22 protein-coding genes and 1 tRNA gene are annotated in these 24,765 nt (G+C 65.7%); 12 read left to right on the top strand and 11 right to left on the bottom strand.

Annotated elements, in window-relative coordinates:
- The 3 genes from egtC to QM806_RS00405 all read left to right on the top strand — a co-directional run bounded on the left by egtC (nt 1) and on the right by QM806_RS00405 (nt 2,274).
- Entirely contained in the window at nt 1–747 is a 747-nt protein-coding gene (gene egtC / locus QM806_RS00395) for an ergothioneine biosynthesis protein EgtC (RefSeq protein ID WP_037203445.1), read from the top strand.
- On the top strand, nt 744–1,718 hold the full coding sequence (gene egtD, locus QM806_RS00400) for an L-histidine N(alpha)-methyltransferase (RefSeq protein WP_005574298.1): 975 nt from the start codon (nt 744–746) through the stop codon (nt 1,716–1,718). The genes egtC and egtD overlap by 4 nt, the downstream gene beginning before the upstream one ends.
- 70 nt (nt 1,719–1,788) lie before the next feature.
- Complete coding sequence (locus tag QM806_RS00405) at nt 1,789–2,274, top strand: hypothetical protein (RefSeq protein ID WP_005574296.1); 486 nt, start codon at nt 1,789–1,791, stop codon at nt 2,272–2,274.
- An 85-nt stretch (nt 2,275–2,359) separates the two neighbouring features.
- On the opposite strand, the gene QM806_RS00410 is transcribed toward QM806_RS00405, so the two are convergent.
- From QM806_RS00410 to QM806_RS00445, 8 genes are all read right to left on the bottom strand, one after another.
- Nucleotides 2,360–2,938: a TetR/AcrR family transcriptional regulator gene (locus tag QM806_RS00410; RefSeq protein WP_005574294.1), complete on the bottom strand. Its 579-nt coding sequence runs from the start codon at nt 2,936–2,938 to the stop codon at nt 2,360–2,362.
- Entirely contained in the window at nt 2,935–4,155 is a 1,221-nt protein-coding gene (locus tag QM806_RS00415; RefSeq protein WP_133986366.1) for a cytochrome P450, read from the bottom strand. The genes QM806_RS00410 and QM806_RS00415 overlap by 4 nt, the downstream gene beginning before the upstream one ends.
- Nucleotides 4,156–4,209: 54 nt before the next feature.
- Complete coding sequence (locus QM806_RS00420; protein ID WP_005574290.1) at nt 4,210–4,614, bottom strand: hypothetical protein; 405 nt, start codon at nt 4,612–4,614, stop codon at nt 4,210–4,212.
- 25 nt (nt 4,615–4,639) lie between these two features.
- Entirely contained in the window at nt 4,640–5,203 is a 564-nt protein-coding gene (locus QM806_RS00425) for a hypothetical protein (protein WP_133986367.1), read from the bottom strand.
- Between the two features lie 264 nt (nt 5,204–5,467).
- Nucleotides 5,468–6,103: a DUF2461 domain-containing protein gene (locus QM806_RS00430; RefSeq protein WP_005568654.1), complete on the bottom strand. Its 636-nt coding sequence runs from the start codon at nt 6,101–6,103 to the stop codon at nt 5,468–5,470.
- A 70-nt stretch (nt 6,104–6,173) separates the two neighbouring features.
- The gene (locus QM806_RS00435; RefSeq protein ID WP_005568652.1) at nt 6,174–7,154 is read right to left on the bottom strand and encodes a ribose-phosphate diphosphokinase; all 981 of its coding nucleotides are present in this window, start codon (nt 7,152–7,154) and stop codon (nt 6,174–6,176) included.
- Nucleotides 7,151–8,653 (bottom strand): bifunctional UDP-N-acetylglucosamine diphosphorylase/glucosamine-1-phosphate N-acetyltransferase GlmU, encoded by a 1,503-nt coding sequence (gene glmU, locus QM806_RS00440; RefSeq protein WP_054246059.1) that lies wholly within the window; start codon nt 8,651–8,653, stop codon nt 7,151–7,153. Before glmU ends, QM806_RS00435 begins: the two co-directional genes overlap by 4 nt.
- A gap of 75 nt (nt 8,654–8,728) precedes the next feature.
- A tRNA-Gln gene (locus tag QM806_RS00445) sits at nt 8,729–8,799 on the bottom strand.
- A gap of 238 nt (nt 8,800–9,037) precedes the next feature.
- Here QM806_RS00445 and QM806_RS00450 point away from each other — a divergent pair.
- The 3 genes from QM806_RS00450 (at nt 9,038) to QM806_RS00460 (ending at nt 11,552) form a co-directional block, all read left to right on the top strand.
- Nucleotides 9,038–9,652, top strand: a complete 615-nt coding sequence (locus QM806_RS00450) for a TetR/AcrR family transcriptional regulator (protein WP_206031502.1) — start codon at nt 9,038–9,040, stop codon at nt 9,650–9,652.
- Between the two features lie 114 nt (nt 9,653–9,766).
- Nucleotides 9,767–10,408 (top strand): ScbR family autoregulator-binding transcription factor, encoded by a 642-nt coding sequence (locus QM806_RS00455; protein ID WP_037203446.1) that lies wholly within the window; start codon nt 9,767–9,769, stop codon nt 10,406–10,408.
- Nucleotides 10,409–10,706: 298 nt separating this feature from the next.
- The gene (locus QM806_RS00460) at nt 10,707–11,552 is read left to right on the top strand and encodes a polysaccharide lyase family 20 protein (RefSeq protein WP_082359718.1); all 846 of its coding nucleotides are present in this window, start codon (nt 10,707–10,709) and stop codon (nt 11,550–11,552) included.
- A 76-nt stretch (nt 11,553–11,628) separates the two neighbouring features.
- On the opposite strand, the gene QM806_RS00465 is transcribed toward QM806_RS00460, so the two are convergent.
- Both QM806_RS00465 and QM806_RS00470 read right to left on the bottom strand, forming a co-directional pair.
- Nucleotides 11,629–12,504 carry a class I SAM-dependent methyltransferase gene (locus QM806_RS00465; RefSeq protein WP_133986370.1) on the bottom strand — a complete coding sequence of 292 codons (876 nt, stop codon included), beginning with the start codon at nt 12,502–12,504 and terminating at the stop codon, nt 11,629–11,631.
- A gap of 751 nt (nt 12,505–13,255) precedes the next feature.
- The gene (locus tag QM806_RS00470) at nt 13,256–14,626 is read right to left on the bottom strand and encodes a glutamate-1-semialdehyde 2,1-aminomutase (protein WP_133986371.1); all 1,371 of its coding nucleotides are present in this window, start codon (nt 14,624–14,626) and stop codon (nt 13,256–13,258) included.
- Nucleotides 14,627–14,833: 207 nt separating this feature from the next.
- On the opposite strand from QM806_RS00470, the gene QM806_RS00475 reads away from it, so the two are divergent.
- The gene (locus QM806_RS00475) at nt 14,834–16,177 is read left to right on the top strand and encodes a polysaccharide pyruvyl transferase family protein (protein ID WP_120659450.1); all 1,344 of its coding nucleotides are present in this window, start codon (nt 14,834–14,836) and stop codon (nt 16,175–16,177) included.
- Nucleotides 16,178–16,235: 58 nt separating this feature from the next.
- On the opposite strand, the gene QM806_RS00480 is transcribed toward QM806_RS00475, so the two are convergent.
- A complete protein-coding gene (locus QM806_RS00480; protein WP_240482751.1) occupies nt 16,236–16,805 on the bottom strand; it encodes a GNAT family N-acetyltransferase in 570 nt (189 codons plus the stop codon).
- A 367-nt stretch (nt 16,806–17,172) separates the two neighbouring features.
- On the opposite strand from QM806_RS00480, the gene QM806_RS00485 reads away from it, so the two are divergent.
- The 5 genes from QM806_RS00485 (at nt 17,173) to QM806_RS00505 (ending at nt 24,754) form a co-directional block, all read left to right on the top strand.
- The gene (locus tag QM806_RS00485; protein WP_283290047.1) at nt 17,173–18,678 is read left to right on the top strand and encodes a P-loop NTPase family protein; all 1,506 of its coding nucleotides are present in this window, start codon (nt 17,173–17,175) and stop codon (nt 18,676–18,678) included.
- 100 nt (nt 18,679–18,778) lie between these two features.
- Complete coding sequence (locus QM806_RS00490) at nt 18,779–20,212, top strand: O-antigen ligase family protein (RefSeq protein ID WP_133986373.1); 1,434 nt, start codon at nt 18,779–18,781, stop codon at nt 20,210–20,212.
- Nucleotides 20,209–21,273, top strand: coding sequence for a glycosyltransferase family 4 protein (locus QM806_RS00495; protein WP_283290049.1), 1,065 nt, complete (start codon nt 20,209–20,211; stop codon nt 21,271–21,273). The genes QM806_RS00490 and QM806_RS00495 overlap by 4 nt, the downstream gene beginning before the upstream one ends.
- A complete protein-coding gene (locus QM806_RS00500) occupies nt 21,270–23,552 on the top strand; it encodes a glycosyltransferase (protein ID WP_182623816.1) in 2,283 nt (760 codons plus the stop codon). Before QM806_RS00495 ends, QM806_RS00500 begins: the two co-directional genes overlap by 4 nt.
- Nucleotides 23,549–24,754, top strand: a complete 1,206-nt coding sequence (locus QM806_RS00505; RefSeq protein WP_054246050.1) for a glycosyltransferase family 4 protein — start codon at nt 23,549–23,551, stop codon at nt 24,752–24,754. The genes QM806_RS00500 and QM806_RS00505 overlap by 4 nt, the downstream gene beginning before the upstream one ends.
- Nucleotides 24,755–24,765 lie beyond the last annotated feature (11 nt).

Here is a 24,765-nt window from a genome sequence, read left to right on the forward strand (position 1 = left end):
ATGTGCCGACACCTGGGCTATCTGGGACCGGAACAGTCGGTGGGCGACCTCCTGAGTCGCGGCGAGAACTCGCTACTGCGCCAGTCCTACGCGCCACACGACATGAGGGGTGGCGGAACCATCAACGCCGACGGATTCGGTGTGGGGTGGTGGGGAACGGACGGCTTCTCCCGCTACCGCAGTGCTCAGCCGCTGTGGTCCGACCCCGTCGTGCGAGAGACGTTGCCGAACATCCGCTCCCGCGCGGTGATGGCCGCCGCGCGGTCGGCGACGGTCGGGATGCCCGTGCAGCACACGGCCTGTGCACCGTTCTCCGACGAGACCTGGGCCTTCAGCCACAACGGGGTGGTGCGCGGGTGGCCGGAGTCGCTCGGCGCGCTCGCCGCGGAGCTACCCGTGAGCGATCTGCTGCAACTCGAGGCACCGACCGACTCGGCCGCGTTGTGGCTGCTCCTGCGCCGGGCACTCGGCGAGCAGGACCCCGAGAAGGCGATGAGTGCGCTCGTGCAGGACGTCGTCGCCGCGGCCCCGAACTCGCGATTGAATCTGCTGCTGGGCAACGGCAGCGAACTGTGGGCCACCACCTGGCATCACTCGCTGTCGGCGCTCGTCGACGACGAGCGGGCCATCCTGATGTCCGAACCCTACGACGACAACCCCGCATGGCAATCGATTCCGGACCGGCACTTCGTCAGCGCACGCCCCGGACACCTGATCGTCACCCCGCTCGAGATGGGAGCACGATGACCACCACACCGACACTCGAGGTGTACCTGCAGCCCGAGCAGCTGAAGGCCGCTCTGCGCAAGGACGCCACCGTCGGGCTCACGTCGAACCCGAAATGGCTGCCTCCCAAATACTTCTACGACGCCCGCGGGAGCGAGCTGTTCGAACAGATCACCGCGTTACCTGAATACTTCCCGACGCGTACCGAACGGGAACTGCTCAGACGGTATTCGGGGGAGATCGCCGAGGTCGCGGCGCCGGAGATTCTCGTCGAACTCGGATCCGGGTCGTCGGAGAAGACACGGTTGCTGCTGGGCGCCGGCACGCGGCACGGAAGCCTCCATACGTACGTACCGCAGGACGTGTCGGTGTCCGCGCTCGAGAGCGCGGCGGAGCAGATCGGTGTGGAGTTCCCGAATCTGACCGTGCGCGGCGTCGTCAGCGACTTCACCGAGTCGTTGCACCACCTGCCACGCGGTGGCCGCCGCACGATCGCGTTCCTCGGTGGCACCCTCGGAAACATGGTGCCCGCCGAGCGGGCGGAGTTCCTCTCCGGGATCGCCGACGTCCTCGAGCCGGGGGAGCACCTGCTCCTCGGGGTCGGACTGGTCACCGATCCCGCCGTCCTCGTGCCCGCCTACGACGACGCGGCCGGGGTGACCGCCGAGTTCAACCGTAACGTGCTGCGGGTCCTCAACACACAGCTCGACGCCGATTTCCCGGTGGACGAGTTCCGGCACGTCGCGCTGTGGGACGCCGACAACGAGTGGATCGAGATGCGGCTCGAAGCCGAGCGTGCCATGTCGGTCCGCGTGGGCGAGCTGGATCTGGACGTGGAATTCACCGAGGGTGAGCAGCTGCGGACGGAAATCTCCGCCAAGTTCACCCTCGACGGCATCCGACGGGAGTTGGCGGAGGCGGGATTCGACGTCGACCGCACCTGGACCGATCCCGACGACCGCTTCGCGCTGGTGTGCGCCGCGCGGAACTGACCCATGTGAGTGGCATTGTGTGCCCGCGCACGCGGTGCCACTCACATGCAGCGACAAGGAAAGGGTAAGTATGGCAACGAGGATCAGACGTCTCGGCACGCTCGTCGGCACGTGCGCCGCTGCTGTGGCGTTCACGACTGCGTCCGCCGGCATCGCTTCTGCCGTCCCCGATCCGGTGTCGGTGACGACGACGGCGTTCCAGGTTCCGTTCACCGGTGTCATCGGAGACCCGTTCCCGTTCGCCACGGTGTCGCTGGCCGCGTCCACCGGTGCGAACCCGGGGCCGGGTGTCGTGCGGTTGTCCGCGACGAGCATGTGCCCGGCGTTCACCCCGAACGCGAACTGCACGACGTACGCGTTTGCCACCACGATTCGGTGGCTCAATCTCAGTACCGGCGTGACGGGGACGGCCACCGTGCCGTCGGGCTCCTTCGGGGTGCCTGGACAGGAACCGGTCGTCGACGTGCCGACGGGATCGGGGCATGTGACGGCGACCGTCCTCGGCGCCTCGTCGGGCACGATCGTGCCGGGCCTGGGTTACTTCTTCGTTCCCTGACCGTCGCCGATTTCGCCTCGGACGAACGGGACGCTCGTTGCGTCAGATCGAACGAGCGTCCCGTTCGTCCGGGCGGTGGCAGGTGTCAGGCGCGTCCAGAGTCGTGCTCGGCGATCGCCGGCGCGACGAACTGCTCGAGCATCGTGCGTTCGTCGGCGTCGTCGACGCCCGGAACGGTGAGCAGGGAAACGATGATCCGGACGAGCCACCGTGCCTTCCTTACCGTCTCCTCCCCGGAGAACCCCGCCTGCCCCAGGAAGGCGGTGCCCAGCGACTCGATGACGTCCGACGAGTGCGCGATCTGCGCGGCGAGTCCGGAGTCGCCGAGCTGGAACCAGGCGGCCAGAGTCGGGTCGGCGCGCACCAGCCGGATCGCGGCCAGCATTGCCTCCACGATCACGTCCTTGGGGTCGCCGACCCCGGACACCTCCTCCGCGACCAGCGTGCCGATGCGCCGGGCCTCGCGGTGGACGAACGCCAGCTGCAACGACTGCCTGCTGTCGAAGTAGCGGTACAGCGTGGCACGGGAACATCCGGCCGCCCGGGCGACCTCGGCCATACCGACGGCGGCGATGCCGTTCTCGACGTACAGCTGGGCCGCGACGTCGAGGATTCGCTCGGCGGCGAGGCGGGGGCGTTCGTCCCGCATCCAGTCGGCGGTCATGCTTCACGCACCCGGAACGGGACGCTAGTCGGGCGGCGCACGTAGTTGCCGTCCGCGTAGACGACGGCGTCGATGTCGACGGTGAAGTCGGGGCAGCGGGCCAGCAGTTCCTCGAGCGCGATCCGCGCCTGCATCCGTGCTGCGGCCGCACCCAGGCAGTGGTGGGCCCCGTGGCTGAACGTGAGGATCTGCTTCGGACTGCGACGCACGTCCAGGACCTCGGAATCCGGTCCGAACCGGCGCGGATCGCGGTTCGCGGAGCCGTACAGCAGAAGCACCTTCCGTCCCTCGGGAACGACGGTGCCGTCGATCTCGACGTCGCGGGTCACCGTGCGGGCGAGGCCCTGGACGGGGGCCGTGAGCCGCAGCAATTCCTCGACGGCGTCGCCGATGAGCTCCGGATGTTCGATCAGATCGCGGCGCTGATCCCGGTGCTCGGTGAGCAACTGGACTGCGCCGCCGAGCATCCCGGTGGTGGTGTCGTTACCGCCGGTGACCATCGTGAACGCGAAACCGAGGATGGAGAGCAGCCCGGTGACGTCGCCGTCGGCTCCCATTCCGCCCGAGACGAGGTGTGAGATCGTGTCGTCTCCGGGGTCGGTGCGCCGCCGCTCGATCAGTCCGGCGAAGTAGCCCATCAGATCGGTGACCGCACCCGTCGCCTGCAGCGTGTCGCCCTGCGCATTCGCCGCGACGATGGCCTCGGTCCAGCCGTCGAACTGCGCTCGGTCTTCTTCGGGGACACCGAGGTAGTGGGCGACGACCATGCTCGGCAACGGCTTGAACAGTTCCTTCACCACATCGCCCTCACCTGTCTCCCGCAGTCGTTCGATGCGCTCCACCACGAACGCCCGGACGTCCGGCTCGACGGCGGTGACCTGCCGTGGGGTGAATCCCTTCGACACGAGACGGCGGAACGCGGTGTGGTCGGGCGGGTCGAGCATCACCAGCGGCGGATTGTCCTGCAGGCCGATCTTCTCCAGCTCGCCGTATGTCGTGGTGAGGCCGGCTGCGGAGGAGAACGTCTCGGCGTCCCGGGCCGCCGCGTAGACGTCGGCGTGCCGGGACAGCACCCAGTACTCGTTCCCGGGTGCGCCCTCGGGGACGACGTGATGGACCGGGTCGTGGTCGCGCAGGTCTGCGTACATCTGCCACGGGGCCCGCCACGATTGCCCGGACCTCGGCACGAACGAGACGCTCGACACATGTGCGGTCATGTACCGATAGTGAGACACATTCCACAATGTGTCAATGGTGCGGCTGCGACTTCTCTAGCCGAACAGGGCGAACGCCACGACGGCGAGGATCAGGACGAGTACCGGTGTGAGGATGAGCAGCAACCCGAGCAGTCCAGGATTCTTCACCGGCCGATGGTCGATGGCGCCCTTGCTGAAACTGCTGAACGGCGACGCGTAATACACCGGGGGAGCCGGATGGTACCGGTTGTCGACGGTGATCTGCGCCCTGCCCTGCTCCCAGATCCACGGGACCGAGATCTGGATGTGGTGCACGCCCGGCGGTGCCGGAATTTCGTTGTGTCCCCACCGGAGCGGCACGGGATACCCGTTGATGCGCGCATTGGGGGTCACCAGCATCGGGCCCATCGGCGGTTTCTTCGCGTCGATGACGAGCGCGGTGGGTGAGGAGGCGGGCTGCACGAAGGGCGACAGTATCACCCTGCGGCAGCCCGAAACGGGTGGCCTACTGGCCGGCCGCGATCCGGGCCTTCTCCAGCGCCGCGAGGGTGCGGAGCACGGTGGCGCGTTGCTTCTCGAGGTCGCTGATCCGGGCACGCGCGGCCAGTCCGGCGGGCTCACCGATCAGGTTCATCTGGGCATCGATGGCCGAGAGTTGATCGAGCAGACCCGTGACGCGGGATTCGAGTGCGGCGACGTCGACGGCGTCGGTGCGCACCGGTGCCACCGGCGGCGTGGCGGACGTGCGGGACGTGCTCGGGCGGGTCGACGCGGTGGTCGACGACGTTCCGGAATGGGAGGTGCTGCGCGGCTCCGACACCACACTGGCCGCCCGGGGACGAAGGGCCTTGCGCACGGCGGCCGGGTCCGGGAGTTCCGCGAGCTTCATCTCGTTGAGTTCGCGACGCGCATCGCGGGCGTTGACCCGGTGCTCACGCTCTTCGTCGTCGTCCGACTGCAACGTGCCGCCGAGCGGACGCAGACCGTACATACCCAGGAAGCGGCGGGCCTCGTCGATGACCGATTCCTTCTCGCGGCAAGTGCCACAGCGAGGTTCGTTACGGAACATTTCGACTGCGTTGTCGTCTCCGCACCACACGCACGCCCCCGGCGACCAACGCCGGACGTTTCGAATTGCAGCGATATCGATAGGGCCGGAGAGAGTCTGCGCGTCGATCACGACGAGCCACAGTAGGGGAATTCGAGCGTGCGAGTCACATCGCCGTAAGTACGACCTGCGGTTCTGCGGCCAAGCGTGACGAAGATCATGCCGATGCTCGCAAACTGCTCCGCAAACGCTGTGTGCCACACGTGTTTTCCCGACCGGTAAGTTTCATTCTCCGGCACCGATGACGGTGGTCAGCCAGTCGACGAGCGGCCGCATCGAACGCCAGGCGGTGCGCACTTCGTCAGCGGCGCGGGGAGTTTCGATCCAGTCGGGGGAGAGGTAGCTCCGGCTGGCGGTGAGCGACTTGTGACGCATCAGGTCGAGTCGCGGATGGTCCTCGGCGACGCCGCGGGGACGGGTCTTGAGTGTGTCGCCGCCGATCTCGAATCCCGACGACCGGACCTTCTTCACGAGCCGGACGAGTTCGCGGCCCTTGCGGTCGTCGTCGACGGCGTCACGGAAACGCCCGACCTGGACCGGGGTATGCGAATAGAAGCCGCCCGCGACGAACAGTCCGGCGGCGTCGATCTGCACGTAGTAGCCCACGCCGGGGCGGGTTTCGACGAATCCGCCCTGATGGGTCTTGTAGGGCGTCTTGTCCTTCGAGAACCGGACGTCGCGGTAGGGGCGAAACACCTTGCCTGCGCCGAACTCCGATTCGAGTTCCGCGAGCAGGGCGGTCATGGGTGCGCGCACGGAGTCGTCGTAGACGGATTTGTGCGCGGTCCAGAAGCTCTTGCTGTTGTCGGCCTCGAGGTCCTCGTAGAAGTCGAGAGCAGCGGTGGGGATCCCGGTGAACACAGAGAAAGGCTACGCCTGTCAGTGGTTGACGAGTGTCTGGACTCGTCAACCACTCACGGGTGCGAAGCGCTTAGGCGTTGCCGTTGAACAGCGACGTGACCGAGCCGTTCTCGAAAACTTCCTTGATGGTGCGAGCCAGCAGCGGTGCGATGGACAGCACCGTCAGGGTCGGGAATTTCTTCGACTCGTCGATCGGGAGCGTGTTGGTGACGATGACTTCCTTGGCACCACACGCGGCGAGGCGCTCGGCCGCCGGATCGGACAGGACACCGTGGGTGGCGGCGATGATCACGTCGCCCGCGCCGGCCTCCTTGAGGATCTTCACGGCGCCGGCGATGGTTCCACCGGTGTCGATCATGTCGTCGATCAGGATGCAGGTGTGGCCGTCGACGTCACCGACGACGCGGTTGGACTTCACCTGGTTGGGCACCAGCGGGTCGCGCGTCTTGTGGATGAACGCCAGCGGCGCGCCGCCGAGGGTGTCGGCCCACTTCTCGGCGACCCGGACGCGACCGGAGTCGGGGGAGACGACGGCGATGTTCTCGGTGCCGTAATTGCCGCGGATGTACTCGGCGAGCTGCCCCTGGGCGTGCATGTGGTCGACGGGGCCGTCGAAGAAGCCCTGGATCTGGTCGGTGTGGAGGTCGACCGTGATGATGCGGTCGGCGCCGGCCGTCTTGAGGAGGTCGGCGATCAGGCGAGCCGAGATGGGCTCACGGCCGCGGTGCTTCTTGTCCTGGCGTGCGTAGGGGTAGAACGGCAGGATCGCGGTGATGCGCTTGGCCGATCCGCGCTTGAGCGCGTCGATCATGATCAGCTGTTCCATCACCCACGTGTTCAGCGGGGCCGGGTGGCTCTGCAGCACGAAGGCGTCGGAGCCGCGGACCGACTCCTCGAAACGGACGAAGATCTCGCCGTTCGCGAAGTCACGGGCAGTCTGCGGGGTGACCCGCACGTCGAGTTCCTTCGCTACCTGTTCGGCCAGCTCCGGATGCGCGCGACCAGAAAAAAGCATGAGGTTCTTCTGGTTGTCGATCCAATTCGCGGTCACTGCTCTATGCCATCCTTTAAATCTTGCTTCTCGGTTTCGTGCAGATCTGAACTGTGGTGCGGTCCCGCGGCGGCTGCCGCCTCGGCGGCGGCGGTACCGGGCCGATTTCGTTGCACCCAGCCGTCAATATTGCGCTGCTTCCCGCCGGAGACCGCGAGTGCCCCCGGTGGTACGTCGAAACGCAGCACCGTGCCGGCGCCGGTGTAAGCACCGTCACCGACCTGTACCGGAGCGACGAACATGGTGTCCGATCCGGTCCGGACGTGTGACCCCACCACCGTACGGCTCTTGGTGACGCCGTCGTAATTGACGAACACGCTCGACGCACCGATGTTGCTGTACTCGCCGATCGTGGCGTCGCCCACGTAGGTCAGGTGAGGAACTTTGGAGTGCGCTCCGATGTCGGCGTTCTTCGTCTCGACGAATGCGCCGAGCTTGCCGGACGCACCGAGGACGGTGCCGGGACGCAGGTAGGAGAACGGGCCGACGGTGGCGCCTTCGCCGATCGTCGATTCCGAGCCGTGGGTGCGCACCACGCTGGCGCCTTCGCCGACCGTCACGTCGGTGAGTGTGGTGTCGGGACCGATCACGGCGTCCTCGCCGACGGCGGTGGTGCCGAGCAGCTGCACTCCCGGATGGATGGTGACGTCGCGAGCGAGCGTGACGCCGACGTCGATCCACGTGGTCGTCGGATCGACGACGGTGACGCCGGCCCGCATCCAGTTCTCGACGGTGCGGCGGTTGAGTTCGGCGGCCAGCCTCGACAGCTGGACGCGATCGTTGGCGCCCGCGACCTTCGCGGAGTCGGACAGGTGGGCGGCGAAGACGGGTGCACCGGCCTCGCGGGCGATTTTGACGACGTCGGTCAGGTACAGCTCACCCTGCGCGTTGTTCGCGTTGAGCTGCCCGAGCGCGGAGCGGAGGAACTCGGCGTCGAACGCGTACACACCCGCATTGACCTCGGTGATGGCCGACTGCTCTTCTGTGGCGTCGGCCTCTTCCACGATCTCGGCGATCTCACCGTCGTGGGGCAGTCTGACGATCCGCCCGTAGCCCGTGGGCTCCGGGGCGGTGAACGTCAGTACCGTGACCGCCGCGGGCGTGGGTTCGCTGCGGTGCTCGTCGACGAGAGCGTGCAGGGTGCGGCCGTCGAGCAGCGGGACGTCCGCGGCGGTGACCAGCACGGTCCCGCGGAAATCGGCGGGCAGAGCGGACAGGCCGCATTCGACGGCGTGCCCGGTGCCGTTCTGCTCTTCCTGGACGGCGATTGCGATCGGACGGCCCAGTTCGGCCTCGAGGGCAGTGACGGCGGCTCCGACGCGTTCCTTGTCGTGCCCGACGACGGTGACGAGGTGTGCCGGATCGACCTCCGCGGCGGCGTGCAGGGAATGCGCGAGCATCGTGCGTCCGCCCAGGGTGTGCAACACCTTGGGGGCCTTCGACCGCATCCGAGTTCCCGCGCCGGCGGCGAGGACGACCACGGCGGTCTGCACTGGCATGAAGCTCCCTCTGGATCGTTCCGCTCTTGCTGTTCTCGACAGCTCCGCCTGCAGGAATCAGCTCCGCAGGCTCCGCTCCGCCGCCAGGACTCGAACCTGAACTATCTGAACCAAAATCAGAGGTGCTGCCATTACACTACGGCGGATTGCCACACACACGGGGTGTCACGCCCGTTTGCGCGAGAGAATCCTCGCATGCCGACCCGCCGCCCGTCGAACCGCTGCGGAAATTTGTCTCGAACGTCCCGATAGAGTGGGTGCTACCTGCAGTGTTTCGACGCTGCCCGCGGCACTTCGTCGTCGCGAGTGTCAGGAAAGGATGGTGCCTCGGTGCCCCGACCCACGGACGTGGACGCGACCCCCGAGAGGGTGGTCCGCACCCGGATGACCGGTACGCAACGCCGGGAGCAGTTGATCGAGATCGGTCGCGCCCTGTTCGCCGAGCGAGGCTATGAGGCGACGTCGATCGAGGAGATCGCACAGCGGGCGCACGTCTCCAAGCCTGTCGTCTACGAACACTTCGGCGGCAAGGAGGGCCTCTATGCCGTGGTCGTGGATCGGGAGATGTCGCGGCTGCTGGAGATGGTGACGTCCTCGCTGAAGCAGAACCGCTCCCGGGTCCGGGTCGAGCGGGTGGCGCTGGCGCTGCTGACCTATGTGGAGGAGCACACCGACGGATTCCGCATCCTCGTCCGCGACTCTCCGGTGGCGGCACCGGACGGCACGTACTCGAGCCTGCTCAACGAGGCCATCGGTCAGGTCGGGCACATCCTCGCCGGCGATTTTTCGCGGCGTGGCTTCAATCCGGATCTGGCCCTGCTGTACGCGCAGGCACTGGTCGGAATGGTGTCCACCACCGCGACATGGTGGCTGGACGAGCGGACACCGCCGAAGGAAGTCGTCGCCGCGCATCTGGTCAACCTGTGCTGGAACGGGTTGACCAATCTCGAGGCGGATCCGCAGCTGGGTACGGATCGGCCCCGCACGACACCTCAGTGAACGTGTTCTCGTTTTCCGACTCGCGGTTCAACTTCACCAGGGCTGCGCCTGTCAAGTGCTAGGGTTCGCTGGAGTTTGCGCGCCCCGTCGGGGGGGTTGTTCGGGAGGCAGTCGATGGCGAGACAGGTTCGAGCAGAGGTAACTCGGGCGTCGGTCCTGATGGCGGCGGCCGACGTATTCTTACGCCTCGGGTACGCCAACGCGGGTCTCAACGAGATCATCGAGCAGTCCGGTGTGACCAAAGGTGCGTTGTACTTCCACTTCAGTTCGAAGGAAGACCTGGCCCGCGGTGTCATCGACGAGGGCCAGATCCGTCTCACCGCCGGAATGACGTCCGTCAGTGACGGGCCGACGCCGGCGCTGGAAGCGCTCGTCGCCCTGTCCTATGTGGCGATCGAGGCGGCGAGTTCCGATCCGATCGTCGCGGCGATGTTGCGACTGCAGCACGAGATCGGCGACTACCAGGGGACGCACGGCAACGTGGTGGCCTCGTGGCAGCAGGGTTTCGAACGACTTGTCGCACGAGCGGTCGAGGAGGGCGACATTCTCGCGGAGGACGACGTCTCCACGGGGACGCTTTCCACCTTTCTGCTCGGGTCGTTGCTGGGAGCGCATGTGGTCGCGACCGCGACCGGCGCCTTCGACGATCTTCCTCGCCGCATGGAGCGGGTCTGGTACTTCATTCTTCCCGGGCTTGTCGAGCCGTCGAAGCTCGTGTACTTCCGGCAGTTCGCCTCGCGCCGCCTGCTGCGCTGAGTGCGTTTCCGGCGGTGGTGCCTCCACCGCCGCGCGCTCGTCGCGCTCCCACCCGGAGCGGGAACTGCATCTGGTCCATCGCCACACGACGGCCGAAGTCCAGGGTTCATCAACGGATGGAACCCCCCGCGGCGCGCCGTTCGTCTGCGCATCGTCGAGATTCGTCAACAACTGAGGCTCTAGCTTCTGTCGAGCCGGGTGGGTAATCTCTTCATCGAAGTGATATAGCTCTCTTGTCTGTGTCGGGGGCCAAGAGAAGGCTCTGGAGGCCGCGCTCACCCACATCGATGGAGCCGCCATGTTCCACTTGCGTTCCGCGCTTGGTTCAGTTGCGGTCGCTGCGGCCGTCGTCTTTTCCATCTCGGTCACACCGCTCGGGGTGACGACAGGGGTGAGCGCCGCGCCGTTCACCACCCCCGTGGCCCGGACCTTCACCGGCGACTACAGCAGCGGCGACTTCTCGCAATGGCCGTCGGTGCAGACCAAGGACTACAACGGGTCCGGAGCGGACTATGTCCCCAGTTACTCTGCGAGCATCGTCCCGGACGGAACCTACGGCAGAGCGGCCCGCTTCGAGGTTCGCAGCGGCGACGTCCCGTCGTTCGGGGACGGCGAGCGTTCCGAAGTGGCGGCCGGGAACGAAACCGGCGGCTTCGAAGGCCAGACACTCTGGTATCAATTCTCCACCAAGTTCGACCCCGGATTTCCGCAGAACCACGCCGACCTCGGCTGGGGGCTGACGAACCAGTGGCACCAGGACGTCGGTGTCGGAAGTCCCCCGGTCGCATGGTCTGTGGGCCAGCGGAACGGCTACTGGTCACTGATCGTCCAGAAGCAGTCCGTGCCCGGCGCCTATCTGGAGACACTCACCCTCTTCGAGATACCCCTGGACGTGGGTCGGTGGCATGACGTGAAGATGCAGATCAATTGGTCGGCATCGGACACCGCAGGCTGGATCAAGCTGTGGCTCAACGGCGTACCGCAGACGTTCACCAACGGCGCCGACACGTACTTCGTCCGCACGCTGATTCCCGGCACGAGCACCGTCTACTACAAAGAGGGCTACTACCGGCAAGCTATGCAACCCACCGGTGTCGTGTTCCACACGGGATTCCGGTGCGCCACCGACCAGGCGGCACTGTAGGAGGTGCCCGGTGGTCGCTCCACAGATTGCGGGTCACTCCGCACCGGCGGCCGACCGCATTGCACTGAGGCGCAAGTTATTTACGCTCGGCAATCAAGAGGACTTCACGGACCGAGAGAGGGCCGGCGAGTTTCGTGCGAACGGAGATCGGAGCCGCCTGCAACGGACGCTCGATGATCGCCTTGACTGCGACCGGCACGTACGCGTGACGCTTCGCCCTGCCGAGGTGTAACAACATCCGACTTGGCACGGCGCGACTGCGCACGCGCCGAAAGCCGGCGTCGCGCAGCATGGCGCCCAACTCCCCGTTGGTGTATTCCCGCAGGTGAAACCCCGTGGCCACAGGAGTGAAGCCGCGCGAAATATCCCAGGGACCGGTCAGTCGACTGGGTGTCTCGATGAGAAAGCGCCCCCCCGGCCGCAAAATCTTCAGAACCGCGGCGAGGTGTTCGGGAACATCGTGAGGGTGCAGGTGCTCCATAACCTGACGGCTTATCACGAAATCGGCCGAGGATGGCGGCAGCGGTGGGTCGAGCACGCTACCGACCATGAAGCGTGCGTTGGCCGGTCGCTCTTGGTTCGCAAGTTCCACCATCGCGTCCGAGGCGTCGATGCCGATGCATTCGCGCACGGCCGGCGCGAATCGCCGAATCAGACCTCCTCTCCCGCAGCCTACGTCGACCACAGTGTCAGTTGGTCGAGTCAGCGCCCCGTACTGCTGGAACCAGCCTTCTTCGAAGGCTTCCTCGGAAGCGGCGTCTGTGACGTGCGCTTTATGCCAGGGAACCTCCTCGAACAGACGGTTGTATACATCTCGAGTGACGGACTCGCGCGTGTCGGGGGTGCTGGCCAACAGTTCCTCGCGCAGTCCTCGTTCGATTTTCCAGTGAACTCTGTCTCGGTCTTCTGGCGGTGGCCAGTCCTTCGAGGGCTCGCCCGGTGGTTGAGACATGTCGATCGAGACCTCCTGGGTGAAGTGAAGTGAGGGTTCCCGGCCGAGACCTCTGACCAGGACGTATCACTCGAGGACGGAGATCCGACTTACGTTTTACAGTGTAGACATCCGCGGCGCCGCGGCTGAGACGAACGCGTCGACTCACCAACAAAGCAGACTCACCGACACAGCATTCGGACTGCCACGCATTCGGTTGGTGCGGTCCGACCCTTCCCGGTAGCCTCGCTTGCGCTGGACGGGCCGGGGTCGGGAATGCGGTGTACCAGGGCTTCCGGCGAGCGGTTTTCCGGCGTGCGTCGAATGTCGGTACAAGAGGTATGCCGGCGACTGTGCGGTCGGCGATCGGAGCGGTCCACGCAGATCGTACGTGCCCGCGTTGTCGCGCGGTGGCGTCCTCGAGTGCTTGTGTGGAGCAGGTCGTGTCGACGCGGTTGGTCCGCAGACGATGGGCGATTCGGCGGAATCGAGCCGGCGCGGCGGGGATGGGTTTCGCAGCGTCGTGGATGCCGATTCTATTTTCGCAGAGCATTTTTCGGTATTGCGACGTCTGCGAGGGTGCCGTCGCGTGTGGGGCTCGGGTCTCCGAGTGTCGAGCAACGGGTGAGTCTCGGCGTTCGCGGCGTGATGCGCACGGACGGGTCGAACTTTTCTGTCGAGTCCCTCCCGGTGGAATGCGTCAACATGGTTCAGCTGCTGCGGTATTGAGCGTTGGAGCATGGTCGTCGAAATCAATTCAGCCGCTGACGAATTAGTCTGCAACGCCGATCCTTCGGGGTGCGGCGTACCGGCGAAGGGCGGGGGCGACCGGCCGCCCGCGGAGGAATCCCGCCACACTCCCGGCTTCGATCGCTCTGCTGTAGATCTGCAGTGCGCCCCGGGTCGCCTCGAGAGTGTCGGTGATGTCCGTCGGGGTGTGCGCTGCGGATGTGACGAACGATTGACCGAGCACTCCACCTGACAACAGTTCCTGGAGGAAGAGTGTGCGGAACTCCTGCGATGGTTGACGTTCGGGGTCTCGGGTGACGAATACGAGGCAGGATGGTCGTCCCATCACTTGGACGTAGTCTGCGATACCCAGCTCTGCCGCGGCCCTGTTCACACCCTCGGCCAAGCGTTGTCCCGACCGCACCATGTGAGATATAGGGTCCTCGGTGGCGTAGGCGTGAACGACCGCTCGGAAGGCTGCCAGCCCGCCGCGCTCCGGGCCGTGCGTGGTCGACAGGAGGAACACGCGCTCTCGGTCCGTATTCAGACCTCCTAGGTCCATGTACTCACGTTTACCGGCGAGGGCCGATATCGGAAAGCCGTTGCCCATGGCCTTTCCCCAACACGACAGATCGGGTTCGACCGAGTAGAGCGATTGTGCGCCGCCGGCCGACCAGCGGAATCCAGTGATCATCTCGTCGAAGATCAGCAGTGCGCCGTGCCGGTCGCAGAGGGCGCGGACACCCTGGAGGAAGCCCGGTTCCGGCTCCGCCGTTGCGGTCGCAGCTTCGAGGATGACACAGGCGATCTGACCGTCGTTCCGGTCGAAGAGTGCGGCGAGCGAAGCGAGGTCGTTGAACGCGAAACCGGCGGACTTGGCGCCGATATCGGTGGGAACACCGCTGTTCATCGCTGTGGTACCGATAAACCAGTCGTCGACCGAGAAGAACGGTTGATTGCAGATGGCCACCATCTCTCGGCCCGTCACCGCCCGGGCGAGGCGGACCGCGGCGGTGGTGACGTCCGACCCGTTCTTGGCGAACTTCACCATGTCTGCTGCGGGAACCAGTTCGAGGAAGTCTTCCGCGGCCTGCAGTTCGAGATCGGTCGGCCGGCTGAAGTTCGTTCCATCGGCGATCGCCGCGCAGACGGCGTTCACGACAGGACGGTAGCCGTGCCCCAACGTCACCGATCGAAGACCCATGCCGTATTCGATGAAATTGTTTCCGTCCGCATCCCACACACGGGCGCCTGAACCGCGGACGAGAACGGGTGCCATGAAGTCCGGATACTGGTCGGGACCGCGCGCGTAGGTGTGTGCGCCGCCTGGGACCAATCGGTTCAGGCGGGACTGCAGTTCGTTGGAGCGTGTGAACGACGGGCGGGCCGAGCCGTCGTCGCGTGCATTCGACATAGCCGAACTCCGGGGTGTGGAGGGGTGCAGTGCCTTCACGTTGTGCGGTACTGTCGACACGAGTCTCTCCCCGTCGGGGTGCACTCGCAAGCGGCGTCGATCGGAAATCTGTTCCGCGGGCTGCATCTGACGAGACTGTTGTCGGCCCAGCGTTGTCGCGCGAGACTGTAGCCATATCCGATTTCTCCGGACTCTTCAAGGACAGTAATGGCGAACTATGAGGCCGACTCGACGGGCATCGACAGTTCGACTGTGCGCGTACTGATCGAAAACGGGGAGTACTGGCTCACCAATAGAGGTGATCTCGCCATCCTCGACGTCACCGTCAGGAGATTGAGCGAGCGATGGCCCGGTGCGCGGCTCGGCGTCCTGACCTATGCACCGTCGTTGTTGCGCGCGTTCGCTCCGAGCGCCGAGCCGGTCACCTATCGCCGTGGGAGCAGATGGGCGCGATCCGGACCATGGTGGCAATTACCTGCGTATGCCGGGCCCCAACTGGTCGGCCCGGTGTCGGAGGGCTGGTGGGCTGCCTCGGATCGTCCACGGCGTTACGCGCGCAGGGTTCGTGACTCCCTCCGCGGATCGGTCGCCGTGCCCGACGAAACCGGGCGCATTCCGCGCATTCCGATGGCCGTCCGTGATGCGTCACTCGTGCTCGCCATGGGTGGTGGCTACATGACCGACGTAGATCCCTATCAGGCCCACCGAACCCTCGATCTGCTCGAGTGCGCGGCTGACCTGCAGATACCGACCGCGATGTGTGGTCAGGGCATTGGACCGCTCACGGGTGAACACCTCGTCGCCCATGCCTCGCACGTCCTGCCCAAGGTCGATCTCATCGCGGTCCGAGAGGGAGTGCGAGGCCCGGCGCTCCTGCGGTCGCTCGGCGTGTCCTCCGAGAGGATCGTGGTCACCGGCGACGATGCCGTGGAACTGGCCTACGACATGCGATCGGATCCGATCGGGACAGACATCGGGGTATGTCTTCGCGTTGCGGGATACTCCCAGGTCACGGGCGGTGCACAAGATGTCGTCGGACGTGTGGTCCGGGGGTTCGCTGGTAGCGTCGATGCTGGTCTCGTTCCGCTGATCGTCTCCGAGTACGAGGCCGAGGATCGTCGCTCGACGATGCCGTTGGTCGACGGGTTTCCGGTCGTGAGACCCATACTGGGGCGCTTCGCCAGTGCCCGAGATCTGGTGGCCGAAGTGGCGCGGTGCCGGGTACTCGTCACCGGCGCATACCACGTTGCCGTTTTCGCTCTTGCCCAAGGTATTCCGGTGGTGGGTTTGTCCACATCGCGCTATTACGACGACAAACTCGGTGGTCTGAGCGGGATGTTCCCCGGCGGCGTCGAGTTGGTGCAACTCGCTGAGGACGGGCTCGAGGAACGACTCACGCGTGCGGTTCACCATATGTGGCAGGCCGCTCCGGATCTGCGTTCCGGCCTGCGTGCTGAGGCGCGCGCGCAGGTGTGTGCGAGTAGGCGGGCGTTCGAGCGCGTGTACGCGCTCGTAGAGTCGGAGAACCCGCGCCGGGCAACGGAACAGTAACGCGCCATTCGTGTTCCGGTCGAATCACGGGCTGACGAATGCGGTGGTCAGGGTGTCGTCAATGTTGGATGTTGTCGGGACGTGGGTCTCCCATGTTCGAGGCCTGCGCCCACATGTCCGACGTGATCGCCCACATGTCGTGATCTCTACGGCAGCCGCCGACGTCGAGGAAGCTGGCCATTGTGCCCTCACGTCTCATGCCCACGCGCTCAGCCCGCTTCGCAGCCGCAGCGTTGTCCACGCAGATGGGCGCGGTGACTCGGCGTAGTCCCAACGTGCCGAACACGTAGTCCGCGAGTAGCACGCCCAAGACTGAGCACACGCCTTTGCCGGTTACCCGTGCGTCGAGCCAGATTCCCAACTCTGCGGTCTTGGTGCGCACGTCGATGCGCTCGAGATTGCATTGTCCCGCAAAGCGTCCGTCGATCTCGACCACCATCGGCAGCGCGAGGCCGGCACGGGCGGCCTTTCGTGACTGAAGGCATTCGTCGACCCATACCGTCTCGGTGTGGCGCTCCGGCCAGCTCAGTGCAGAACTGACCCAGTACGGTTCGATCAGACGCTGATCTCGCAGCCGAATTTCCCGCCAGGCGGTTGCGTCGGACAGCCGCGGCGAACGGAGCGCCACTTCGTGCCCGCCGACGACTACCGGGCCGAGGTGCAAGGCCGGGGCCCGGCGTGCAAGATGAATCCGGCGGAGCGGCCGGAGATGGAACCTGGCCGCCGCGACGACTGCAACTCTTGTTTTCGGAAGATCCAACGATCTCACCTCTGGCGATTGATGATACTCGGCCGCGTGTGCCAGTCGTCAAATATGAAAAATCCGCCAAAACCATACCTCAGGTACTCTTCTATGGAGTAAATTAATCTCGAGGTCGGGAATAGCTTAGTCGACATTTCGGGTCGGCGCCGTGGGTCGAACGATGGCGTGCCGAGTCAGCCCGACATCTCAGCGGGGACGCGCGATCCTCCGCAACCTGATAGTGGAGGGGTACATGACCAGCACATTGAACGTTCAGCTCGAGCGTATCTGGCGCCGTCGTGTGTTGGTCGTCCTCATCGCGGCGCTGGCGGTCCTCGGAGGGGTCGTAGCAGCGAAGGAAGCCGGGACCAGCTATACGGGCAGGGCGGCGCTGATCGTCTCCTCGCCGGGCCGGGCTCCCGAACAGGACGCAATCCTCGTGGTGGGGTATGTCGACTACTTCAACAACGGGCCCTACCAGGAACGGATCCGAACTCGAGCGGGCGTCCCCGACGACGTAGCCTTCGCGGCCAGCACAGCCGCCGCGAGTCCGATCCTCTATATCGACGCCACAGCCAAAGACCCCGAGACCGCGGCATCCGCGGCAACTGCAATGGCCGGGGCGTTCCGAGACGATGTCAACACCGTCAGGTTTGCCGGTAGGGCCGACACCCTCGAGGAGCTCAGGAAGCAACTCGACGAGCAGCGTGCAACCCCCGAAGCGGACCCCGTCGCAATGGCGCAGCTCCAGGACCGGATCACGGCGATCGAGTTGGACACGACAAACGAGCTGCAGGACCAGCAGCTCGCCGCCGGCGTCGCAGAGGAGAGCCCGTCTCTGGCGCGGAACGCGGTGCTCGGGCTGTTCGGCGGCCTGATACTCGGGTGCGTTGCAGCTCTCGCGCTGGACGCGGTGTCGAAACGCCTCACGACCGCCGACGACGTGCGTGCGAAGGTCGGCGTGGACACGCTGGTCGAGGTCCCGCGCGGCGGGAAGCCTCGGGCGGAACAGCGTCGCGAGGCACAATTCCGACGTTTGGCAAACATCGTCGGTTTGGCCGATCTTCCCCGCCCGGCAACGATTGTGGTGACCGCGCCGCGGCGCACGGAGGGCGTTGCACAGGTTGCGCGGGCAATCGCCGAGCACAGGGCGATCCAGAGCGAACGGTCCTTGATCGTGCGGGCGGATCTGCACGGTTCCGAGCGCGCAACGAATGTCGATGAAGCTCCGGGCGTCGCGGATTTCCTCGCCCCGGTCACCCCACCTGCGATCGCCGGGTTCATCCAGGACGCGGTACCCGGCGAGATACCGGAGATACCGGAGATGCCGAGCGGAACGGGGAACGGTGATCCCTACGCGCTGTTCACCCGTGAGCGGTTCGGCAACCTGCTCCAACAGGCCCGCAGTATCGCCGACGTTGTTGTCGTCGAGGCTCCGCCGATCACGGAAGCAGCTGAAGCGCAGGTGATCTGCGCGGCAGCAGACGCGGTAGTGCTGGTGGTCGAAAGGCGCAGCACGCGGGTCCCCGAAACGGTGGAGGCATGTCGGCTGCTCGGGCAGGTGGAGTCGAGGTTGCTCGGCGCCGTCATCATCGATCCTCGATGCACGCGGCGCAGTGCGCCGATCCCGCCATCGGACGAGTTGGACGAGTCCGCGGACTCGGTCGAGTTGGACGAGTCCGCGGACTCGGACGCGTTGGATACCGTCGACCTCGTGCAGGTCCGCGAGTCCACTCCGGATCAGACCGCGCGTCCGTGACCTGACGACAATGAGACGGACACCGCCCCTCGCCGACCCCACCAGTGTCTCGTCCACGGGTGGATCGACCTTCCGATGGATGGTGGGCGCAGGGTTCCCCGTGGCTGTGCTCATCGTGCTCGCAGCCGCCGCGAAGGTACCGACTCATTTCGGTGTGCTTCTTCTGCTCGGCGCCGTCGGCAGTGCGCTTGTCTTCGCCGGGCTGCGCGATCCGGTGGTCGCTGTGCTTCTGCTGCTGGTCACCACGTTTCTCCGGGTTGCCCTACCCAGCATTCTGCCGGTGGATCCCTTCGTCCTGGCGTACCTCGGGGTGGTGGGTGCGTGGGCGATCTGGATTGCCCGGGGCATCGATCGCGCTCCGCGTCTGGGCGCCATCGAGTGTGCAATGGTTCTCTACGTCACCTGGAACGTGATGTCGATGTTCTCCTCACACCAGTACGGCTCCGTCGTCCCCGTGTCCGGCGCAGAACTCTCCGTACCGCGATTCGTACTGACCGGCACCATCATTCCGTTCACGGTGTTTCTCGTGGGGCGGTACACATTCGACCGAGTGTCTGCAGTGCGGCTACTTCTGTGGACGATCCTGTCGCTCGGGGCTTACTCGGCTGCGATGTGCATTCTGCAGTTTCATGGTCCGACCGCACTCGTCTGGCCACGCTACATAGTCGAGTCTCCGAGTTGGGAGGGGCGAGCCGTCGGCATTTTCGACCAGCCTGTGGTCAACGGCGTGGTGTTGATCCTCGGTTTCATCGTGGCGCTCCTCCTGGCCGCAACGCGCAGTGAACCTCGGTGGAGCAGGGTTGTGGCCATCGCTATCGCGGTAGCGTCCGCATACGGCGTTTATCTGACCCACACGCGAGTTGTCTGGCTGGCATTCGCTGTGGTGGTGTTGATCGGAGCAGCGTCTGCCAAGGGGTTTCGAACCGGGTTCGTCGTGACCGGTGCGGTCGTGGCGGCCGCCGTGGCCGTCAAATGGTCGGCCTTCACCAGCAGCGATCGTTCCGCGGGTGGTGTCGGATCACCCGACGAACTGCAGGATCGGCTCAACACTGCGGAGACGGCGATCTGGGCAGTCCAGGAGAAACCGTTGGCGGGGTGGGGGATCGGGCGCTTCACCGCGATGAACACGTACCATCACCAGCAGTGGGCGCCGGATGTGCCATGGATTCGCGGCTTCGGAATCGCGTCTCACTTCAACGAGCTCGGAATCGCGGCGGAACTGGGACTACTCGGGTTGGCTCTGTGGCTCGCGGTCCTCTTCCTCTTGGCCTGCGGTCTCTTCCACGCATACCGGGTGCTGCCGGCGGACGGCCTGTGCGGGAGGCGTCTCGCGCTCGTAGCGATCATGGCCTTCGTTGTGCTCGTGATCGCGGGCCTCACGGTCGACCTACGGTTCTTCGACTTTCCGAACGCGGTCGTGATGCTGCTCGTCGGAATCGTCATCGGCTGGGCTGATCGACTTCCCGCGGACCAGATGACACCGGATCCGTCTCGACGCGCGCCTGTATCGGTCCCAGAACAGGAACGCGCATGAACCGGCAGCGGGCCCTGTGGGCGTCGACCAGTACGTCCACCCGGGGTGGAGTAGCGACTTTCGTCCGAACGATGCAAGCTACTCCGCTGTGGGAGCTGTGGAATGTTCGCCATGTCAGTACCCACCGGAACGGCACGGTCGCCACGAAGATCGTGGCGTTCGCGACGGGGCTGGGCACGTTCGTGTCTGCTCTGGTTTTCGACCGGCCGGATGTGGTTCACCTTCATACCTCCGTCGCAGGCAGCTTCATCCGAAAGGCCATCCTCGCCTGGATCTGTCGAATCTTCCGGGTGCCGGTTGTGATGCACGTGCACGGTTCCGACTTCCATCTGTTCTACGGCCGATCGTCGCGCCCAGTAAAGGGGCTCATCCGCGCCACACTCACCGGTGCGGACGTGGTAGTGGCACTCGGCGACCGGTGGGCAGAGCGGCTCGAGCGGATTGCGCCGCAGGCGTACATCGTCTCTGTTCCCAATGCGGTCCGACCTTGCCGTCCGGTACGGCAGCCGTCCGGACGTGAACCGGTGCACGTGTTGTTCCTCGGCTGCATCGGCGATCGCAAGGGGACCTTCACACTGCTCGACGCGTGGGCGAAGATGATCGGCGACGGAAACGGGCGTGCGCGACTGACGATCGCCGGTGACGGCGAAGTGCAGCGCGCGCGGGACCGGGTCGATGAGCTGTCGGTGGGTAGCACCGTCACGGTGCTCGGATGGCTCGCTCCGGATCGGGTACCCGAATTGTTGGCAAGCTCCCAGGTATTGGCCCTGCCGTCGCGCAATGAGGGCCAGCCGATGGCGATACTCGAGGCGATGGCCCACGGTCTGTGTGTGGTAGCCAGCGCGGTGGGAGGCATCCCCGAACTGATCGACGATCATTGTGGGGTGCTGGTTCCGGTTGACGACGTGGACGCGCTCGCGCAAGCCTTGCGTCGTGTGGTCTACGACGACGATGCCCGCATCAGGCTCGGATCCCAGGCGTTGCAGCGCATCCGAGCCGAGTTCGACGTCGACGTCGTCTGGCGCCGTTTCGATGCCCTCTACCGCGAGGTGCGGCGATGACAGCCGATCGCCCCCTGCGGGTGTTGTGTGTAGTGCCTGACCTCCGCGTCGGCGGAGCGGAGCGGCATGCTGTCACGTTGCTTCCCCGGCTGGACCGAGAGAGGTTCGAGCCCAGCGTCATCTGCATCGGGAAGGAGGGCGAGCTGTTTCCTGCCCTGGCGGCCGGCGATGTTCCCGCCCTGGCGTTGTGGCGAACGAAGTTGCAGGCGGTCGGTGCGCTGCGCGACCTCGTGCGGGAGACGCGCAGGATCGCCCCGGACATCATGATCGTGCGCGGCTTCAATGCGGAGGCTCTCGGTCGGATCGCTGCCGTTCTGGCGCGAGTTCCACGGACGGTCGTATGGGTGCACAACTGCGGTGAGACCACCACGAGGAGTGTCTTTCGGCGGATCGTCGACCGCGCGCTCGGCCCGGTCACGAGCGCGTATTTCGGTGTGGCGAAGTTGCAGGTTCCCTATCTGGTAGACGATTTGCACATCCCGCCGGGCAAGATCCGAATCATCCACAACGGTGTGGACCCCGCAAAGTTCGATCCGAGGGGAGATCGTTCCGCCGCCGCGGAGCTCGGGATCGGGCCGCGCGACCGAGTGGTGGGAATCCTTGCCGCGCTGCGACCCGAGAAGGACCACGCCACGCTGTTGCGCGCCGCACGGCTGGTCATCGACGAGCTGCCGGACACGAAGTTCCTCGTCGTCGGCGATGGGCCGACGCGAGGCGATCTGGAACGGCTCGCCAGTGAGCTGGGCATCGCCGACCGCCTGGTGTTCACCGGCTCCCGTCCGGATGTGAGGGATCTGCTCGGAGTGATGGACGTCTTCGTCCTGAGCTCGTACAGCGTGGAGTGTTTCCCGATGGCGTTGCTCGAGGCGATGGCCGCAGGGCGGCCGGCCGTCTGTACCGCAGTCGGCGGCGTTCCAGAGATGATTTCGGAGGGGGTGACCGGATTTCTCGTGCCCCCGCGTGCGCCGACGGCACTGGCCGAGAAGCTGTTGCGAGTGCTGACGGACCCCGAGACGTCCAGGGAGATGGGCCTCGCAGCGCGGACGCGAGTCGAGTCCGAGTTCAGTCTGCGCGCCAGCGTAGCCGAGAGTGAACGTGCACTCGAGGAGGTGGCGGGTCGGTGCCCGCCTCGCGGGGCGAGACCCATCCGGCTCAGCTTGGTCTTGGACCTGACGTTCGTCGGGGGTGTCGAACTCCTGATGCTGGAACTGTTCCGCAATCTCGATCCGCGGGTGGTACGACCGCGCCTGATCTGTCTGCGCGAGGCTGGGCCGCTCGGCGAGGAGTTTCGGAGGGCGGGATTCGACGTCGAAGTGCTCGAGCGCTCGGGTCGCTACGACGTTCGAACCCTGCCGCGGTTGATCCGTAGCCTGCGACGTGATCGCACAGACGCGGTGCTGGTTACTCATCATCATCGAGCGGCGCTGGCGCTGGGGCGAATTGCGGCACGGATCGCGGGAGTACGTGCCAACATCGTGGCGGCCCACGACATGGACCTGACGTCGGTCGGCAAGCGTTGCCTGCCGCGCTCCACCGTGGAGACGCTGTGGCTGTCCGATGCGCTGGTCCTGCTCGCCCCGCGACAGGGCGAGTACCTGCGCCGGGAAGAAGGGGTAGGACGCTTCGCGTGGCGACGCACGCGCGAGGTGGTGATTCCGAACGGGATCGTGCTGCCGCCGTTGCCGCGTGACACCGACCGTGAGCGTGCCAGGACCGCGTTCGGTCTCGACCAGCAGGACTTCATTGTCGGTATCGTTGGCCGGCTCAGCAGTCAGAAGGCGCACCAGGTGCTCTTCGAAGCGATTTCTGCCGTGGCGGCGTCCGGTGTCCGGGTACGGCTGGTCGTGATCGGAGGCGGCGAACGCGACGATGAGCTACGCACTCTTGCCACCGAACTCGGTATCTCGGGCCGCACGCGGTTCATGGGGGTGCGGCGGGACGTGCAACAACTCCTGCCAGGGCTCGACGTGTCCTGTCTGTCGTCCGTGCATGAGGGCGTGCCGATCATCGCGATCGAGTCCATGGCCGCGGGCGTGCCGCTCGTGGTCACCGATTGCGGTTGCCTGCGAGACATGGTCACCGATGGTGAACAGGGTTATGTGGTGCCGGTCGGAGATGCACATGCGATGGCGCAACGGCTCATTTCCTTGGCCGCGGACCCGGGACTGTGCACTCGGCAGGGACGGTCGGGGCGTGCACGGGCGGAACAGCAGTACCGGATCGAAGACACGGCGCGAGGATTCGAGCGCCTGCTCACGGAAGTGGTGGAGGTGCGATGAGTCGGCACATTCTGATTCTCGTGGAGAATCTCTCGGTACCGTTCGACCGCCGGGTGTGGCAGGAGAGCAGCGCGTTGGTCGAGGCAGGCTACCGCGTCACGGTGATCTGCCCGATGGGGGCCACCCAGGACTGCGAGCCGGACGTCACGCTGGACGGGGTCCGCATTCTCCGCTATCCCCTTCGTGCCGCGGAAGGTGGGCCGTTGGGCTATCTGCGGGAGTACGGTCTGGCGTTGTGGCACTCCACGCGGCTCGCTCTCCGGGTGCGGCGTGATGATCCGGTCGATGCCGTCCACGCCTGCAATCCGCCGGATCTGCTGTTCCTCGTCGCTGCGCTTCTTCGCCCGGCCGGTGCCAAGTTCGTGTTCGATCACCACGATCTGGTGCCCGAACTCTTCCTGTCTCGGTTTCCCCGAGGCGGTCCGATCCTCTATTGGGCGACCAGGCTACTGGAACGGCTCACACTGGCCTCCGCCGACGCGGTGATCTCGACGAACGAGAGCTACCGGCGGGTTGCCCTCGAGCGCGGGCATCTGCCGCCGGAGCAGGTTACCGTCGTTCGGAGCGCGCCCGATCTGAGTCGGTTCGTCCGCCGAGACCCCGATCCGAACCTGAAGCGCGGCAAGCGGTATCTCGCGGCATACTTGGGTGTGATGGGCCCGCAGGACGGCGTCGACTACGCGCTACGCGCCCTCGCTCACCTGCGGGACGGGATCGGGCGGGACGACCTCCACTGCATATTCATGGGAGCGGGAGACTCCTTCGACGACATGGTGGCCCTCAGCGAGAAGCTCGGACTCACAGACATGGTCGAATTCACCGGCCGGGTCCCCGACGAGTTCGTGCAGCGATGTCTGTCGACCGCAGATGTCTGTCTCGCACCGGATCCACGCAACCCGTTGAACGATGTATCGACGATGAACAAGGTCGTCGAATACATGGCGATGAGTCGGCCACTCGTCTCGTTCGAGCTCGTCGAGTCGAGAGTGTCGGCGGGGGAGTCCGCTGTCTACGCCCCGGCCAACGACGAGGCAGCCTTCGCAGCAGGGATCGACGAGCTGCTCCGGGACCCGCAGAAACGTCACAGAATGGGCCAACTGGGCCGGGCACGTGTCGAGCAGCAGTTGTCGTGGGAGACGTCGCGCCGGGCACTCACGGACTTCTACGCGCGGCTCTTCGCGGCGGAGCGCGTGAGGCGATGAACGACCGAATG

This window comes from Rhodococcus sp. IEGM 1351, from assembly GCF_030056875.1.
Classification (GTDB): Bacteria; Actinomycetota; Actinomycetes; order Mycobacteriales; family Mycobacteriaceae; genus Rhodococcus_F; species Rhodococcus_F opacus.